The organism is Peribacillus sp. NPDC060253 (genome assembly GCF_042727425.1).
In the GTDB taxonomy this organism is placed as follows: domain Bacteria; phylum Bacillota; class Bacilli; order Bacillales; family DSM-1321; genus Peribacillus.
The window spans coordinates 26,863-44,407 of record NZ_JBHXAS010000013.1; the positions used below are offsets into that span (position 1 = coordinate 26,863).

Genomic DNA, 17,545 nt, shown 5'->3' on the forward strand with positions numbered 1-17,545 from the left:
TTCAATTTTTCACGGAGAAATGAGGAGTAAACATATGAATGAATTGAACTCAATTCCTGCTCTTTTACCTGTAGAAATCATAGAGAGAGCCAAAGCCTTAAATACGACCCTTATAGCGGATGCGATGGATTGTAATGGTGTAATGGATTATAAGATAAAGCCTGTGGCATCTGGAATGAAAGTGGTGGCGACAGCTATGACTGTTAATATGAGAGCAGGAGATAATTTAATTCTTCATCAAGCCATTTATTCTGGAAGAGAAGGCTATGTATTAGTCGCAGATGGTAAAGACCACAAAGCAAATGCCTATCTAGGAGAGTTAATGGCTGGAGCTGCAAATGCAGTTGGACTTGATGGTATTGTAATTGATGGATTAGTTCGTGATAAAGAGGCTCTTTGTGAATTGGGACTTCCAGTTTTTGCAAAGGGATTCACCCCTAGTGGACCATTTAAAGATGGACCTGGGGAATGTAATACTACTATCTCATGTGGAGGTGTAACTGTTCACCCCGGTGATTTAATCATTGGAGATGAGGATGGTGTAGTTGTTGTTTCACTGGATAAAATAGAAGAGGTGTTTACCAAGGCAGAGAAAAAGTTAGTTTATGAACAAAAACGACTCGAAGAAATTGCAGAATATCGAAGAAAGCGAAAACAAGGAGACCAAGAAGGAAGTATTGAACCTTCTTGGTTGAAAAGTAAAAAGGGAATATCAAATCTGATGTAAGATGCTACGGTGCTAATACTAGCTATTACCGCTTTTAAGTGTAGATAAATACTCGGGCCCAATCCTTGGATTGGGCTTTTACCGTTTTCATTTCAGGCAAACGAATCCTGGGTACTATTTAGTAGTGGATATTCCAGTAATATAATATGATAGAGTAGCAGATTTTGGATGAGAAACGAGTCTGTTTGTGTGCCGTTTTGGAATGAAGTCGTACTTGTACAATGAATAAGGGGATGAGCGAATGTATTCTACTGTTCTTGGATGGTTTAGGTTTATTACAATAATTGAGGGAATCTCATATGTTCTATTGCTGGGTATTGGTATGCCCATTAAGTACATATTGGATATTGGGGAAGCGACACTCATTTTAGGCAGCATTCATGGGTTTCTATTTGTCGTATTCGTCCTGTTACTTCTTTACGTAAGCATTCAATCAAAATGGTCCTTTTTAAAAATGGCCATGATCTTCATCGTTTCTTTCATTCCATTTGGGAATTTTGTAATCGATCGAAAGCTATTGAAGCATAATTAAATGATAAAGAAACATGCTCTTTGACGTCTTCTAAATAGAAGACGTTTAGACGGTAGACAAACTCAATAATAATTGATTTTGTCTACCGTTTTTGTTTGAGTGTTTGTGAAATTCGAACGGAGGATTTCCACTGCAGGTACTCGTTTTCCGCGGGCGGTCCGCCCTCGGCGCTTTGCGCCTGCGGTGTCTCCCTTGGACGCGTTTCCCGCAGGAGTCTCGTACACCCGTTCCATTCAATTTAGTTTTAGAAATTTAGATAAAACCCCTTTTGTCTAAAAACTGTCTTAATTCGAACGTAGGATTTCCACTCCAGGTAATCGCTTTCCGCGGGCGGTTGCCCTCGTACCTCCCGTTCCAATCAACTTTAGAAATTTAGATAAAACCCTTTTTGTCTACAAAACCAACGTCTTCTATTCAATAGAAGGCGTTTTTTTTATGAATGTAAGCTTGCTGTAAGGTTGGTATAAACATGCTGTAAGGATGAGCTTTTATAGTATAAGTATCAACAAAATTGATGAGGTGAAACAAATGGAGCCATTATTGAAAGTAGAAAATATCAAAAAGACATATGGCAAATCAAATGCTGCCTATACAGCGTTGGAAAATATATCTTTTGACATAAATGAAGGAGAGTTTGTGGGGATCATGGGACCCTCTGGAGCGGGGAAATCGACGTTGCTCAATATGTTAGCAACAATTGACTCACCAACAGCAGGGAAGATTTATATGAGAGATACGAGTATTCACGATATGAGTGGTGCTGATTTAACGGATTTCAGACGTGACAATCTTGGTTTCATCTTCCAAGATTACAATTTGCTGGATTCATTGACCGTGAAGGAAAATATATTGTTGCCACTGGCGATTGCAAAAGTTCCAGTGAAAGAAATCAATAGCCTAGTGAATCGTATTGCTAAAGTATTTGGTATTGAAGATTTACTAGCAAAATACCCATACCAAATCTCCGGTGGCCAAAAGCAAAGAACAGCCGCAGCAAGAGCGCTAGTGACAGAGCCTGCATTAATACTTGCTGATGAACCAACAGGTGCACTTGATTCAAAATCAGCGACAAACCTACTGGAAAGCTTAAGTGAATTAAATGAAAATAATCATTCAACCATCATGTTGGTGACGCATGATGCATACGCAGCGAGCTTCTGCCGTCGTATTATTTTCATCAAGGATGGTACTCTTTCAACAGAAATTTACCGTCGTGATCAAACACGTAAAGCTTTCTTCCAAGAGATTTTGGATGTTCTTGCGACAATTGGAGGTGAGGTAGATGACGCTATTTAGTTTAGCGAGAAAGAATATTGCACGAAACCTCACTCAATATTTTTTATACATCGCATCCATGGTTTTTAGCATCATCATCTACTTCACATTCGTGACATTAAAATATAGCGGTACGATTGCAGAACAAACGGCTTCATCACAAAAATTAGATTCACTAATGAGTGGTGCGGCAGTCATCCTCATATTCTTTGTTGTCGTATTTATTGCCTATTCGAATTCATTCTTTATGAAAAAACGTAAAAAAGAAGTGGCCTTATATGCATTGCTTGGCGTACGAAATCGTCAAATTGGCTTTATGCTCTTCTTTGAAAACTTACTATTAGGTTTGGTTTCATTAGTTGTCGGGATCATACTAGGGTTCCTTTGTTCAAAAGGCTTCATGACGCTATTGATTTATTTAATGGGCTATGATGTCATCGCACCATTTACATTTTCGGGATCAGCAGCTTTGAACACAGCAATCGTATTTCTTCTTATTTTTTTAGTGACATCATTTCAGGGCTATCGTTTAATTTATCAATTCAAATTAATTGATCTATTCCACGCATCGAAAAAAGGGGAAGCGGCACCGAAGTCATCCATGATTGTAGCCATTCTTGGAGTTTTACTAATTATCATGGGCTATTGGTTGGCGATGCAAGATCTTTTTACTTCTAAAGTGTGGGAAAAGCTCGGCTTTTTAATGACAGCACTCATTATTTTGGCGACAGTTATTGTCGGTACGTTTTTATTGTTTCACAGTGTAACAGGGTTTGTGTTAGCCATGATTAAGAAAAATGAAAAATGGCTGTGGAAAGGTCTTCATCTAATGACGATCTCGCAACTGCTGTATCGTATAAGGGGCAATGCACGTACATTGACCGTGATTGCGGTGTTAAGTGCTACAACGGTAACAGCTGGCGGTGCGGTTTATGGTCTTTATTACAATACAAATGATCAAGTCATGACAGCCGATCCGAATACCTTCATGTATCAGCAAACGGATGAAAAAGGCGAACAACAAGTCAGCGCTGTATTGCCAAATACAAAGTACGATGAGTATATTGAAGCACGATCTGTCACATTTAATACGAAAGAATTAAACGCGGCATCAGCATTCGATAGCTCGGATAAAAGAATTTATACGGTTATCAGCGAAAAAACATATAACAAATTAGCAGCAGTACAAGACAAGGAATCACTGCATGTGAGCGCTGACAATGCAGTCATTTTAGATATTGGATATGACAAAAGATTCTCACCTAAATACGAGGATAAGACCATCACGACAGAAAATGGCACGGCAATCACATTCCAAAGCTTTAAAACACAAACCGTTTTAAATGCCGGCACGGCAGGTATTGCAGTAGTGGTATCAAATGATCAATTTATAGCATTACAAAAAGAAGGGAAGGCACTTAAATATCGTGTCATAGGTGTGGACAAAGCTTCTACGGATTTATCTGAAGAAATTGCAAAACAAATGCCTGAAGATGCGCTATTTTCTAGTGCCCCTCAAGATTTACAAACAAGTATGGAAAGCGTAGGCTCATTGCTCTTTATCGGAAGCTTCCTTGGTCTGGTTTTCTTAGCTGCGACAGGCAGTATCATTTACTTTAAGGTTTTAACGGAAGCAGAGGAAGATAAATCACAATACAATATGCTTCATAAAATGGGTGTCAGCGCAAAAGAAATGCGGAAATCCATTGCATCACAAGTATTCATCATCTTCTTCGTACCACTGGCAGCAGGGTTATTTCACAGTGCTGTGGCGTTGAAAGCCTTCTCTAGCATATTGATGATGGACCTGGCAAAACCTGTGTTGATCTGGATGATTGCTTATACGGTTATCTACGGTCTGTATTATCTTTTAACGGTAGTGTCTTACAATCGTATAATCACACAAAATAATAAAACAGAAGGGTGATCGAGATGAAAAAATTTCTAATGGTAGTGGGCATTTTGTTTTTACTTGGAGCAATAGGAGTTTTCGCGCTAAGTAAAATGGACTTCAACCGCATGAATGCGAGCAATTATTATTTGCAAATTACAGAGGATGGGGTACAACATGAAACCAAACTGGATGATGGTTCAGTGATGAACTCCTATTCTTATAAACTGGACGCCACAAATGCTGATGGAGAAACATTACTACTTGAATTCACGGCACAAAAAAATCTTCGGAAAGATGCCTACTTGAAAATGTACGTGAAAAATGGAGATGAAGTATCTTCATATGATGAAGTGAAACTTGAGGAAATACCAGAGAAGGCACAAAAAAAATTAAAATAAGAAAGCAGGGCTGTCCCCAATAAATTAGTGGGGAACAGCCCTTTTCTCTGCCTGTTAAGAAATACTCGGCTCATAATAGTATAGTAATGGTGGTTCCTTTATTTTCAAGGCTGGTCAAATCAAGTTTCCCATTATGGGCTGAAATAATATCTCTTGCAATAGCCATTCCTAAACCAGTCCCATGTGCACTGGCTGTATTCGTACCTCGATAGTAGCGCTCAAAAACCTGTTCGATGTCTTTTGAGGGAATACCGCGGCCATTATCGGCAATGGTAATTTGGGTATGAAGCTCCGAGGCTTTGGAAATGTTGCATGGCGGTTGCTCTTGTAAACATAGCGGATAAATACGATCAATTTGTATTTTTACAACGACATTATCATCGTTATGAACAAGTGCATTGTAGATAAAGTTAAGGATTGCCCGTTTCAGTAACTTTTTATCCACTTTATGTGTTACTTTATCCACATTTGTCTCAAATTCAACCTTTCGATCACCAAATTGTGCATCATTTAAAAGCTCAATCGTCATTTCGCGTATGAAGCCAACGATATCCACTTCTTCAAACTGCAAAGGGAGTCGTTGATGGCGCAAACGCATCGTTAAATTGAGGTCTTCTAGCAATTCCTTCATATAAATGGACTGTCTATGAATAATGGATGTATACTCATACATTTCTTGCGGTGTTAAATCTGCCGCATTATCTTTCATCAATTCTGTATAACCATGGATGGAAGCAAGCGGTGTTTTCATGTCATGCGAGACATTGCTAATCCATTCCTCGCGCGTTTGGTCGAGAAGATCACGTTCTTTCTCATATTGATCTAACTTTACCGATAGTTCATTCATATTGCGAAATACATCTTCATAAACGCCTTTTGGTATACTCATCTTCTTAAAGCGTCTTTCCCGCAGCTGCTGAATTCCTTCTATTAATATGTTAAGTGGATTGGTTAACCTTTTCCCAAATAAAAATCCAATGACTAATGCAATAATAATATCCACGATTAAAAATAGTAAAAGTAAGATGTTAAAGTTTTTAAAAACCTTTGCATAATCATAGGTCAGTACATAACGACCTATTTTCTGTTCCTTAACACCTAGAAAATAGCTGAATTCTTGGGCTTCGCCGACAAAAACAGTCGTCTCTGCATCAATTTCTTTATACTTATACATTTGCACGATTTCAATAGGGGAGTACACGGTTTGCAAATTATCAGGCGTATAAAAGGACGCCACTTGCTCACCTTTAGTATTCAAAAATTGTATCCAGGCCTTATTTTTCCGTAGTTTTTCCAGTCCTTCTTCATTTACCATCGGTTTATTATCCTGCAATTTTACATATTGTGAAAATGTTCGGCTGAAGTTTTCTGCAGATACTTCATCTGTCCCAAAATTATGCATGGCCCGATAAAAGAGTAAGCTGAGGAGTAAAATTGTATTTACAATCCCTACGATTACAACAATTGTCACAACGGATCCTAAAAAGCGCCGTGTCAATTTCCACTTCATCTTGTTTCACCCTTGGTTAGTAATTTATAACCAAGCCCTTTAACGGTAATTAAAAAAGAAGGCTTTGAAGGATCTGCCTCGATTTTTTCGCGTAAACGGCGAATATGTACCATCACTGTATTATCAGAGCCAAAGAAATCATCGCCCCATACATGTTCGAACAAGGTTTCCTTGCTCAAGATCTGATTCGGGTGATGCATAAAACAGCTCATCAGTCCGATTTCTTTAGCTGTGAGCTCAATCGATTCTCCATCCTTTTTCACTTCTGTTTCATTTGCACTAAGCTTAAAAGGACCCACTTGCAAATTTTTCGGAGCCGCTTTTTCCTCTGAAAAGCCAGCACGTCTTAGTTGTGCCTTTACTCGATAAGCCACTTCTTTCGGACTGAATGGTTTGGTAATATAATCATCGCCGCCTATCGCCAACCCTAAAAGCTTGTCAATTTCCTCATCCTTTGCAGACAAAAATAAAATGGGCACATTCGACACTTCACGAATTTGCTTGCATAAATCATAGCCTTCGCCATCAGGCAGCATAATATCTAGCAAGACAAGTGCAGGATTAATCTCCTGAAACTTTGCCCAACCATCCGCAATCGTCCCAGCCTTTACAATATTTGCAATGCCTTCCTTATGTAAAACGGTCTCCATGAGACGCGCCAAATCTTCTTCATCGTCAATAATTAAAATCCACTGATCATTCGCCATTTCTCTACCTCCCAAACATCCATTTTACCCTATAGTATAGTGTACCCCATAGCAAAAAATAAGGGGAGGGGACAGCGATCTTTGGGATAAGTGGTGTCTTAGGGAGAAAGAAGATCGTGCTTCTACTGATTTGGTAATGGTTGTATGATAAACTGTTTAAAGTATTGCTAGGCAGATCATGCTGAGTATTATGGTTTTTTAACCAAAATCTTTTTTTATTGAATGTGGAAGTATAAAGGAGAAAAAAATAATGGAAACAAAAAAGGTGTTACCCGTTCTGTTTTTAGTGATGTTTTTAGTCATGGTCGGGTTTGGGATCATCATTCCCGTCATTCCTTTCCTCGCTGAAAAGGTTGGGGGCAGTCCAACTGAGCTTGGTCTTTTAATGGCTGTTTATTCGTTAATGCAATTATTTTTTGCCCCGATGTGGGGAAGGATCTCTGACCGGATAGGGCGTAAGCCTGTCATGGTAATCGGCATTGCTGGATTGGCCGTTTCGTTTTTCATCATGGCTTCGGCAGACTCTTTATTGGTGTTATTTGTAGCTAGGATTATTGGCGGGATTTTATCATCGGCAAACATGCCGACCGCAATGGCGTATGTGGCTGATATCACGACGCCGGAAGATAGGGGAAAAGGGATGGGGATCATCGGGGCTGCTACAGGGCTTGGATTCATTTTCGGTCCGGCGATTGGAGGGGTTTTCTCCAAAACAAGTTTGAATTTACCTTTTTACATTGCCGGGATTACCTCTTTGATTACGTTAATTTTAGTGATTGCCATCCTGAAGGAATCACATACAGTTGAAAAGAGAGCCAATCAGACTAAAAATAAAGAGTCCATGTGGAAAGCCTTCAAAGGACCTCTTACGATCATGTTCATACTACAATTGATCGTCACGCTTTCAATGGCAGGACTTGAAACGACTTTTGCTTATTTCGCCGCCAAAAAAGCTGATATAAGTCTTGTTCAATTAGGATATATCTTTATGATCATGGGATTTGGCAGTGCGATCGTTCAAGGTGGGTTAGTGGGAAGGATGACAAAGAAATATGGGGAAGGTGCGGTCATACGAATCGGCATCATCATTTCGGCAGTTGGTTTTATTCTCATCCTGTTTTCTTCAGGCTTCTGGACATCAGCGGTCTTCCTTACGATTTTCGGAGTGGGTAACGGATTCATCCGGCCGGCAATTTCAGCACTGCTGACCAAAAGGTCTTCGACAGGGCATGGCAGTGTAACCGGCCTGCTTTCTTCCTTTGACTCATTCGGCAGGATAGCGGGGCCACCAATCGGCGGTTGGTTATTTTCGATTTCGATAGGTTTACCTTTCATATCAGGCGCAATCCTTTCCGTTTTTGCATTGATTCTTTTCCAGATTTACCACGCACGGACTAAAAAACAAGTACAAGCATCTCATTAATTTGATGATAGCAAAAAACCCCATTTCTAAAAATAGGGTTTGTCTCGGGCGGTGCTTATGACAAGCACCGTTTTCTTTATTGAATCATGTTCAGGAATTTGCGTGTGCGTTCTTCTTTCGGATTCGTGAAAATTTGTTCGGGTGTTCCTCGTTCCATTATTATTCCTTCATCCATGAAAATGACCTCGTCGGCGACCTCGCGAGCGAAACGCATTTCATGAGTGACAACGATCATTGTCATGCCTTCTTCTTTTGCCAGATCTTTCATGACCCGTAACACGTCTCCAACAAGTTCAGGGTCAAGAGCAGAGGTGGGTTCATCGAATAGCATGACCTTTGGCTCCATTGCCAGAGCCCTTGCAATACCGACACGTTGCTGCTGACCGCCGGACAACTGAAAAGGATAAAAATCAACTTTGTCACCTAAGCCCACTTTTGTAAGCAGGGCAGCAGCCGTTTCTTTCGCTTGATGTTTGGCTATGTTTTTTACAATGATGGGGCCTTCCATTACATTTTCCACAGCCGTTTTATGGGGGAAGAGGTTATAGCTTTGGAACACCATCCCTGTCAAACTGCGAAAAGATGTAATTGATTTTTTTTTAACGGGTTTTTTGAAGTCCATGACGATTTCATCAATTTCGATCGTTCCGTCCGTTGGCACCTCAAGGAGATTCAAACACCGAAGAAAGGTTGTTTTACCTGAACCCGAAGGACCGATCAATACGATGACTTTACCTTGCTCCACTTCCAAATCGATGCCCCTTAATACTTCAAGGTCACCAAACGATTTATGAAGATTCTTAATGTTGATCATTTTAAAATCCCCTTTAATTACTGCGGTTCTTATTTTGCTACATAACGATTAAGTCTGTCCTCTAAACTTCCTTGAATGAAAGATAGAATGGTACACAAAATCCAATATAAAGCAGCTGCTTCCATGTATAATAGTAGAAATTCATAGTTTTTTGCAGCAATTTCTTGAGCTTTACGGAATAATTCCGTTACAAGAATGAGTGATGCAAGCGATGTATCTTTTAAAAGGCTAATGAACGTGTTGGATAATGGGGGAATGGATACACGCGCTGCTTGCGGCAAAATGATGCGCTTTAAAGCTTGGGTATATGTCATCCCGATTGAATAGCCTGCTTCCCATTGTCCTTTTGGTATGGATAAAATGGCTGCTCGTATAATTTCCGAAGCGTATGCTCCCACATTTAAAGAGAATCCTATAATAGCCGATATGAAAGGATTAATGGTTAAACCTAAATTTGGAAGTCCATAGAAAATGATAAATAATTGCACAAGTAAAGGTGTCCCGCGGATGATTGACACATATACACGCGCAATTATTTGAAAGATTTTAATGGAAGATAGTCTAGCCAATGCTGTAAGTACAGCGAGAATAAGTCCGAGAACGAATGTGATCAATGTTAGTGGAATCGTATATTTAATAGCTCCCTCTATCATCGGATAGAGGGAGGTTTGAGCGATGGAAACAAGCTGGTTCATACGCTCAGGGTCACTGAAAATATTACTTAGGAGAAACATCTTCACCAAACCATTTATCTGAGATTTTTGCGTACGTGCCGTCGTCTTTCATGGCTTTAAATGCTTTGTTTACTTCTTCCACTAATTTGTCGCTGTCTTTTCTGAACATTAAACCACTGGCAACTCCGCTTTCTTCCTCATCTGCCACTTTGATAGGTGCATCCGGGTGTTGCTTTTTATAATCAAGGTACGACAATTTGTCATTGATAGTAGCATCTACACGTTTAGAGCCGATAAGCTGTACAGACTGGGAAAATCCTTCTATACCGGTAACTTCAGCACCATGTGATTTGGCTATTTCATTGTAGTTACTCGTTAAAGATTGAGCAGAAGTCTTACCTTTCAAGTCATCGAATGATTTAATATCCGAATTATCTTTGTGAACAAGTAAAACGGCTCCTGATTGGATATATGGATCAGAGAAATCATATTTCTTTTGACGGTCTTTATCGATGCCCACTTGGTTTGCGATCATATCAAAACGTTTCGCATCCAATCCTGCAAACATGCCGTCCCATTGTGTTTCCTTGAATTCAGCTTTCACTCCAAGGCGTTTTGCCACTTCTTTAGCTATTTCTACATCAAACCCTGTTAGTTTGTCCGAATCATCGTGGAATGTGAAAGGAGGGTATGTACCTTCTGTTCCGACTGTTAATACGCCATCTTTTTTAACTTTATCATATAGATTTTCTTTTGAAGAGGATTTATTGCCGGTATCATTTGCCTCATCTTTTGTACTTGTACCACAAGCGGCAAGTACAACCGTGAATGCTAACAATAGCGATAAAAGTGTAACCATTTTTTTCATTTCGGTAAACCTCCTAGTAATCTGATAGGGATTGATACTCTGTGATACTATACAAGAAAAGGTGAAAAGTCAATGAAAATAACTTGTATCTTTAGTGTTATGAAATCTTGGTGAATTATACGGATTTTATGGATTGAAGTGAATTAAAAACTCAAGTTTTGCCTTCCGGAATTCCAAGGAAGTCCTCCAATAAAAATGAAATGTTCATTAAGACTTTCTACATATAGCAAAAACTCTCATCCACGTAGATTAGCAGGCGGATGAGAGTCTATTTTGGACCGTCGGAACATTTTTATTACTTAATGTATGACATGCTTTCTATCCTCAACGCTAACGAAAATAGGATTCGAATAGAACCAAAGGTCTTTATAGTTACGTTTGTTGATTTCGGTAAAACGTGTTTCGTTATCCTCAATGTCTGTCTTTGTATCGATCAGCGGTTCACCGTCAATCGTTTCTCCAGAGACATTTTCCGCTAAATTCGTGCCTCGCAAACGGAAATATTGATCCTTGCTCGCTTTGACTTTGTAAGTGATGGAATGGTAGCCTTCGTTATCAATTTTCCAGTCTTTACTTGTAAAGCGTTTAACCACTTTGGTCGTATCATTGGTGGCTTTATTATAAGCAGGTGTACCTGGCACAGCTTTTCCGGTTACTTCCCCCGAAATTAAATCCACATGATCCACCTTGACAGCGTCCCCGTTGTTGTTCTTTTCGGGGCTCTTAAATCGGATGGTGATCTTGACCAATTGTCCTTCCTTCACTTTAAGGTCCCCACCCATATCCACCTTGTTATGTCCGGTTTTAGCTTGGAAATCAAGGGCGTTGATCAAGTCACCGAAAACGGAGAAGGATTTCCCTGATCGCATGCCGTCAAGGACGGATTGCATCGTTGAACCTTTCACCCAAGTATAATTCTTGGAATATTCGCCAGGCCAGTATCCGCTGGAGTAAAGTCGGTTTTGACTGATTTCGAAATGAGAGTCCGAATTGGAAAAGGTCCAGAACTGACGACCTTCACCAAGCAGCGCATCCCATGCACCACCTACCTTAGCAAGCATGTAATCGGAACCGCCATAGGTCCTGTTTTCGGGCGTTGTCAGGTTTAAGCCACCTCTGTCTGGCTCCATCTGGTTTCCCGGCATCCCTTCAAATCCGAACATGACATCCGGCGCGATATTGTTAAAGTCGCGGAAATCAGATATGTTGTACACCCTTTTTCTTGATGGATGGTTCAAAATGGCATAACTTGTATGCTTATAATTCTTCTCAAGCCATGCCAAAGCTGTTCGAGCATCCTCTGGTGTCTTATTGGCCCTTTGATCTTGGGCTTTCCAAACGGCTACATCCGCAGGATCAAACATCTTTTCATTTTGGTTGGTGAACAAATACTCGAACTGATTGCCGGCTTTCAGACTTTTCGATGATCCTGACTGATTTCCCAAAATTCCTATGCCGACATGTTCATAGGTGGGCATGTCCCATTCGAAGCCCGAAAAGATGACTTTATTTTTATATTTGCCCTCTTTTTGCAGTTGTTCCATTTTCGGGGCTTGATATTGAATGATTCCCTGAGAAAGCGGAATCGGTCCGCCTGGTATCAGATGTCCCTCATCATCCCTTGAAGACATTCTCAAGTGGTCGGAAATTCCCATCCAATCCATCTCATACTTATGAAATGCGTTATTTAGGACGCTCTCGAGGGTTTGAGATTCTTCGGCATCGTCGGACTGCGTGGTATGGACATGATATTCCCCTTTTAACCATCTGCCTCCAGGATTTAACTTGTTGTTTTCTTCTGCATCTTTTGCAGCGACCGGAAGACCTTGAGAAAGGATGGCCATGCTAAGAACCAATCCTGTGAATGATTTGAACTTACTTATCATTTTTCCGCACCTCCAAATAATGAAATAATATGGAACAAGCTAATTTTATTGTAAAAATATTAATAATCTGTTTGGGAAGAGTATGGTTTTTGTAAATGGATGAACGGTTAAGGTTCCATTGAAGACTATCAAAAAAACCTGGAAAATTAATTGTGAGTTTGATAGAGAATGAGGGAGGGAGCTAGAAAAAAAGGTTGCAGAGAAAAATCTCTACAACCTGCGAAGAAGAATATTGAAGTTTATTTAGCCTCAAGTAAATTGATATGATTTACGGTTTGATCTTCACCTACGATGAATTGAAGTTCATAATCACCTGTCTTGTAGATATAGTTGATTTCATTCGTACTGTATATATGGCGTATTTGGTCCGCTCTACCGAGTTGTTTCCCTAAAACTTTAGGAGTGATGCCTCCTAGGTTATGGTCCCGTTCTACATTTGTCCCAAAATACCGGATTTGAGAGATGACCTTGTCTTCATTATAAGCAAAGGCAAATCCTGGATGTCCCATTTCTGCATGGTAATAGTCAAAAGCTTCATCGGCATTCCCTGGTTCAGGGGGAGAACCGAATGTAGCATATACTTCTTGTTGGGTATTTTCTTTAATTTTCAAACCCGTTGCCGTATAAGGCATTTCCCCTGAAAAGGCTTTATTGTAGATTTCATGTAAGGTGGTAACGGCGTGTTCCTTTGCTGTGCTAGAAGTGGAATCTATTTTGGATGCAGCTTCAACCGGTTCTGTTGAAAATGATGCTCCTGCCCCTAAAAGAGAACCGGTTAGAATGGCGGCGCTAATCATTCTTGATGCTGGTTTTTTAGATAACATTACGTATCCCTCCCATATTATTGGTTTTCCACAAATTTCTACTCTTGAAACATTTTCGTCGTGACGTTCCCATCGCGTAGTAATCCGAGATTTCTATGATGCCTTTAATAGGCATTTATTTTTTATAAACCGTGTTTTAAAAAAGATGCTAGCCGTCACTCATATAAAGTCCTTTATTTTCCCTGGTTGTAATCAAAAGTATTTATTGACAAAATTATCAAGTTTAAGTAAGCTTACAAGATAAATCACACAAAACCTGTCAGAATAATAAGCTTTAAATTCATTTGCCGATTTCGCATGGTAATACATAGTGGCAGAGAGTGTGAAAAATGAATGGGGGTTTGGGAATGAAAAAAGGAATCAGTGGTCTTATTCTTTTAATTGGTTTGTTATTGCTTTTATCAGCATGTGCATTAAGCAGTTCAGGGGATGAAGAGACAAAGGATAGCGAGCAAAAAAAAGACGATGTCACTGTAGAAAAGGCAGAGGAAAAAAGCTATAAAGCAACAGACTTGTCTGTTTTGCCTGATAAAACCAAAGCAAGAAAAGATACGTTTGTTGCAGGCATATCAGCTCCAGGAGGGGTGTTCCTTCCTTATTTTTATGAAAATGGATGGGATGGCAACGTAACGACGCCAATTTTCTCACCGCTTGTGGACCTTGATAAAGATGGAAAACCGGTTCCGATTCTGGCAGAGAGCTGGGATACTTCTAAAGATCAATTGACCTATACGTTTCATCTGAGGAAAAACGCCAAATTCAGCGATGGCTCCCCGGTTACGGCAGATGATGTTGCGTTTACGCTTACTCTTCTTCATGATCCTGCTTACACTGGATATCAGGACATTTCTTTAGCAGAAATCAAAGGAGGTAAAGAGTATAAAGAAGGCAAAGCAAAATCGATAGAAGGCATTAAAGTATTGGATGACCAAAGGATTGAAATTACGACTGAAAAAGTAAATGCGAAGGCATTATTAATTCTTGGAGGCCAGGTGCTTTCCAAGGCATATTACGGAAAAGACTATGAATATGGTAAATTGGATTACTTAAAAGAGCTGTATTCAAAACCACTTGGTGCGGGACCATATGTGTTCTCTAAATATGTACCTGGTCAGGAAATTCGCTATACGGCGAACGGTAAGTATTACAACGGGAAACCTAAAACGGAAAACCTGATTTATAAAATCATCGATAAAGCCACTTCTCTTCAGCAGTTCGAAACGGGTGAGCTTGATTATGCAAGCTTTCCGGCTGATGATGACACAGTAGGGCAATTGGAAAGCTTGAAATTTGCCAATGTGCAAGTGGCCCCAGTGAATGATTACGGGTTGATTTATGTAAATAATACGCGACCGCAATTTAAGGATAAAGAAGTACGCCAGGCACTGCTATATGGAATGGACCGCCAGAAAATTGTCGACGTACGATTTAAAGGCTTTGGGCAGGTAGCAGACGTTCCGGTTTCTCCAGTTTCATGGGCCTACGACAATGAAGGCGTCACACAATATGAATTTGATGCAAAGAAAGCAAAAGAACTTCTGGATAAAGCTGGCTGGAAGATCGGGGAAAATGGGATCCGTGAAAAAGACGGCGTACAACTGAAAATCCGCTATCTGACTGCAGATGCTGAAGATGCCGTGATTCCAATCGCTAAAGAAAATTACTCTGACATTGGCATTCAATTCGAACCGGAAATAACGGACTTCAATGCCCTTGTATCCAAGCTATCCGCAAAAGAGTATGATTTTGCAGCGGTATCCACATCACAAATCCTTGACCCGAGCGATACAGTGGAAGACCTTTCGACCGATAATCCTAATAACTATGTGGGTTATTCCAATCCTAAGGTTGATAAATTGATTCAAGAAGGATTAGGCACTCTTGATATCGAAAAACGTAAAGGATTATATCATGAACTCTATAAGGAATTTACACAGGATCCGCCATATATCCTCATTCATTACCGCCAGAGTGCAAGAGCGATCAGCGGACAAATCGAAGGATTGGTTCCTGACAACTATACAGGCATAGGCTCTAGCTTACCGAATATTTCAATTTAAAAGTAAGATGTAAAATGCCTGGCGCATAGCTGGGCATTTTATCTGCAAAGGGGGATTACCAGGTGAAACAATATGTGCTGCAACGATTTATACAAATGATCATTATTTTGTTTGGAACGTCATTTATCATTTTCTTTTTATTTGCCATGCTTCCTGGTGATTATATCGATTCCAACTTAAGTCTCACACCCGAAAGGGCTCAGGAGCTGAAGGCGTTATACGGACTTGACCAGCCCATGCTGCAGCGCTATTTCACATGGCTAGGGAATGTGTTTCAAGGGAATCTCGGTTACTCCTTAAAACATCAGGAAAGTGTAACTTCGCTGCTAAATAAATATGTGTGGAACTCATTTATAGTGGCGTTGCTCGCGTTGTTCCTGACGTGGACCATCGCCCTTTTGACCGGTGTTCTTTCTGCCATTAAGCAATACTCATTGTTGGATGGGATCGTTACATTTTTCGTATTTGCCGCCATGTCGTTCCCTTCCTTTTTCATCAGTCTGCTATTCATAAAATGGTTTGGTGTGGATCTGAAAATCCTGCCGGTCGGCGGCATGATTGATACGGGGAGTAACAGCACTGGGTTTGCCTATATTCTCGAGGTTGGCAAGCATATGATATTACCGGTAACCATTTTAACGCTGCTAAGCATCGGGTCCCTTACCCGTTATTTTCGGACCGGAATGCTTGAGGTGATCCGCCAGGATTATATCCGTACGGCAAGGGCAAAAGGGTTAAAGGAAAGTGTGGTTATCTTTAAGCATGCTCTTAAAAATGCCATTCTTCCAGTCATTACGCTGCTTGCCTTTGAATTGCCTGGGCTTTTTTCCGGGGCGATCATCATGGAACAGATCTTCAATTGGCCTGGAGTAGGGAGAATTCAACTTGAATCAGTCAGTTTCCGGGATTACCCTGTTCTGATGGCATTCACTCTGTTTCTTTCCTGCCTTACCATCATCGGTAATTTTCTTGCTGATGTGACGTACGCAGCGGTCGATCCGAGAATCAGGCTGAAATAGGGGGATGAAAATGGAGACTGTCAAACAATTAATCTATAAGGAGAAGAAACCGGTGAAGGTTAAATCCCCTTCATTATGGAAACAGACCTATCGTCGCCTAAAAAAGAACAAATTGGCGATGATCAGTTTATTTTTTCTCATATTCATGTTTTTGCTTAGTTTTGTCGGGCCGTATTTTTCGCCCTATATTCTTGATAGGACAGATATTGCCTATGCCAATCGGCCGCCAAGTGCCTCCCATTGGCTTGGGACGGACAATTATGGCCGAGATGTCCTGACAAGGCTGATGATGGCAGGACAGATCTCGTTAACGATAGGTCTTGCTTCCATGTTCCTATCCATTGTAATCGGAGCATTTCTTGGTGCCGTTTCTGGCTTTTATCGCGGAGTCGTTGATTTGGTCATCATGCGTCTCGCGGATATATTAATGTCCATTCCGGGATTGCCGCTGCTGCTGATCATGGGAGCCATCCTTTCCGAGTGGAAGGTCCCATCCGAATACAGGCTGTACATCATCATGATCATGCTAAGCGTTGTCGGCTGGCCGGCGCTTGCAAGACTTGTGCGGGGGCAGATTTTATCCTTAAGGGAGCAGCCCTTCATGCAAGCAACGGAAGTTCTTGGATTAAGCGACAGACGAAAGATATTCCATCATCTGATTCCGAATACTCTGCCATTGTTGCTTGTTGTGGCAACCTTAAATGTGGCGGGTTCGATACTCAGTGAATCGGCGTTGAGCTTTCTTGGGCTGGGAGTCGTTCCTCCTACACCTTCTTGGGGGAATATGATGGACGCCGCCAATAATTATATGGACTTCCGAAAGCGACCATGGCTATGGATTCCACCTGGATTAACGATCTTTTTAACAGTGGTGTCCATTAATTTATTGGGAGACGGATTGAGGGATGCGCTGGATCCGAAAATGAAAAGGTAG

Annotated in this window: 16 protein-coding genes; 9 read left to right on the forward strand and 7 right to left on the reverse strand. The window is 40.6% G+C overall.

Annotation, left to right across the window (positions count from 1 at the left end):
* Positions 1-34 precede the first annotated feature (34 nt).
* From ACFWE9_RS05525 to ACFWE9_RS05545, 5 genes are all read left to right on the forward strand, one after another.
* Positions 35-727 carry an RraA family protein gene (locus tag ACFWE9_RS05525; RefSeq protein WP_230159326.1) on the forward strand — a complete coding sequence of 231 codons (693 nt, stop codon included), beginning with the start codon at positions 35-37 and terminating at the stop codon, positions 725-727.
* A gap of 241 nt (positions 728-968) precedes the next feature.
* Positions 969-1,259 (forward strand): DUF3817 domain-containing protein, encoded by a 291-nt coding sequence (locus ACFWE9_RS05530; protein ID WP_230159325.1) that lies wholly within the window; start codon positions 969-971, stop codon positions 1,257-1,259.
* A 528-nt stretch (positions 1,260-1,787) separates the two neighbouring features.
* Entirely contained in the window at positions 1,788-2,555 is a 768-nt protein-coding gene (locus ACFWE9_RS05535) for an ABC transporter ATP-binding protein (RefSeq protein ID WP_230159324.1), read from the forward strand.
* On the forward strand, positions 2,542-4,461 hold the full coding sequence (locus ACFWE9_RS05540; protein WP_230159323.1) for an ABC transporter permease: 1,920 nt from the start codon (positions 2,542-2,544) through the stop codon (positions 4,459-4,461). Before ACFWE9_RS05535 ends, ACFWE9_RS05540 begins: the two co-directional genes overlap by 14 nt.
* Positions 4,462-4,466: 5 nt before the next feature.
* On the forward strand, positions 4,467-4,826 hold the full coding sequence (locus tag ACFWE9_RS05545) for a YxeA family protein (protein WP_230159322.1): 360 nt from the start codon (positions 4,467-4,469) through the stop codon (positions 4,824-4,826).
* A 70-nt stretch (positions 4,827-4,896) separates the two neighbouring features.
* Here ACFWE9_RS05545 and ACFWE9_RS05550 read toward each other — a convergent pair whose 3' ends face one another.
* Both ACFWE9_RS05550 and ACFWE9_RS05555 read right to left on the reverse strand, forming a co-directional pair.
* Complete coding sequence (locus tag ACFWE9_RS05550) at positions 4,897-6,336, reverse strand: sensor histidine kinase (protein WP_230159321.1); 1,440 nt, start codon at positions 6,334-6,336, stop codon at positions 4,897-4,899.
* Complete coding sequence (locus ACFWE9_RS05555) at positions 6,333-7,043, reverse strand: response regulator transcription factor (protein WP_230159320.1); 711 nt, start codon at positions 7,041-7,043, stop codon at positions 6,333-6,335. Before ACFWE9_RS05555 ends, ACFWE9_RS05550 begins: the two co-directional genes overlap by 4 nt.
* 250 nt (positions 7,044-7,293) lie before the next feature.
* On the opposite strand from ACFWE9_RS05555, the gene ACFWE9_RS05560 reads away from it, so the two are divergent.
* Positions 7,294-8,466, forward strand: coding sequence for an MFS transporter (locus ACFWE9_RS05560; RefSeq protein WP_230159319.1), 1,173 nt, complete (start codon positions 7,294-7,296; stop codon positions 8,464-8,466).
* 76 nt (positions 8,467-8,542) lie between these two features.
* On the opposite strand, the gene ACFWE9_RS05565 is transcribed toward ACFWE9_RS05560, so the two are convergent.
* From ACFWE9_RS05565 to ACFWE9_RS05585, 5 genes are all read right to left on the reverse strand, one after another.
* Positions 8,543-9,280 (reverse strand): amino acid ABC transporter ATP-binding protein, encoded by a 738-nt coding sequence (locus ACFWE9_RS05565; protein ID WP_230159318.1) that lies wholly within the window; start codon positions 9,278-9,280, stop codon positions 8,543-8,545.
* Between the two features lie 29 nt (positions 9,281-9,309).
* Positions 9,310-10,014 carry an amino acid ABC transporter permease gene (locus tag ACFWE9_RS05570; RefSeq protein WP_230159317.1) on the reverse strand — a complete coding sequence of 235 codons (705 nt, stop codon included), beginning with the start codon at positions 10,012-10,014 and terminating at the stop codon, positions 9,310-9,312.
* The gene (locus tag ACFWE9_RS05575) at positions 9,998-10,822 is read right to left on the reverse strand and encodes an amino acid ABC transporter substrate-binding protein (RefSeq protein ID WP_230159316.1); all 825 of its coding nucleotides are present in this window, start codon (positions 10,820-10,822) and stop codon (positions 9,998-10,000) included. Before ACFWE9_RS05575 ends, ACFWE9_RS05570 begins: the two co-directional genes overlap by 17 nt.
* Positions 10,823-11,121: 299 nt before the next feature.
* A complete protein-coding gene (locus ACFWE9_RS05580) occupies positions 11,122-12,708 on the reverse strand; it encodes an S-layer protein (protein ID WP_230159315.1) in 1,587 nt (528 codons plus the stop codon).
* A 239-nt stretch (positions 12,709-12,947) separates the two neighbouring features.
* On the reverse strand, positions 12,948-13,532 hold the full coding sequence (locus tag ACFWE9_RS05585; protein ID WP_230159314.1) for a YjgB family protein: 585 nt from the start codon (positions 13,530-13,532) through the stop codon (positions 12,948-12,950).
* Positions 13,533-13,879: 347 nt separating this feature from the next.
* Here ACFWE9_RS05585 and ACFWE9_RS05590 point away from each other — a divergent pair, with 347 nt between their 5' ends.
* The 3 genes from ACFWE9_RS05590 to opp4C all read left to right on the forward strand — a co-directional run bounded on the left by ACFWE9_RS05590 (position 13,880) and on the right by opp4C (position 17,545).
* Positions 13,880-15,592 (forward strand): ABC transporter substrate-binding protein, encoded by a 1,713-nt coding sequence (locus ACFWE9_RS05590; protein ID WP_230159313.1) that lies wholly within the window; start codon positions 13,880-13,882, stop codon positions 15,590-15,592.
* Between the two features lie 62 nt (positions 15,593-15,654).
* A complete protein-coding gene (locus tag ACFWE9_RS05595; RefSeq protein WP_230159312.1) occupies positions 15,655-16,611 on the forward strand; it encodes an ABC transporter permease in 957 nt (318 codons plus the stop codon).
* A 10-nt stretch (positions 16,612-16,621) separates the two neighbouring features.
* The gene (opp4C, locus tag ACFWE9_RS05600; RefSeq protein WP_230159311.1) at positions 16,622-17,545 is read left to right on the forward strand and encodes an oligopeptide ABC transporter permease; all 924 of its coding nucleotides are present in this window, start codon (positions 16,622-16,624) and stop codon (positions 17,543-17,545) included.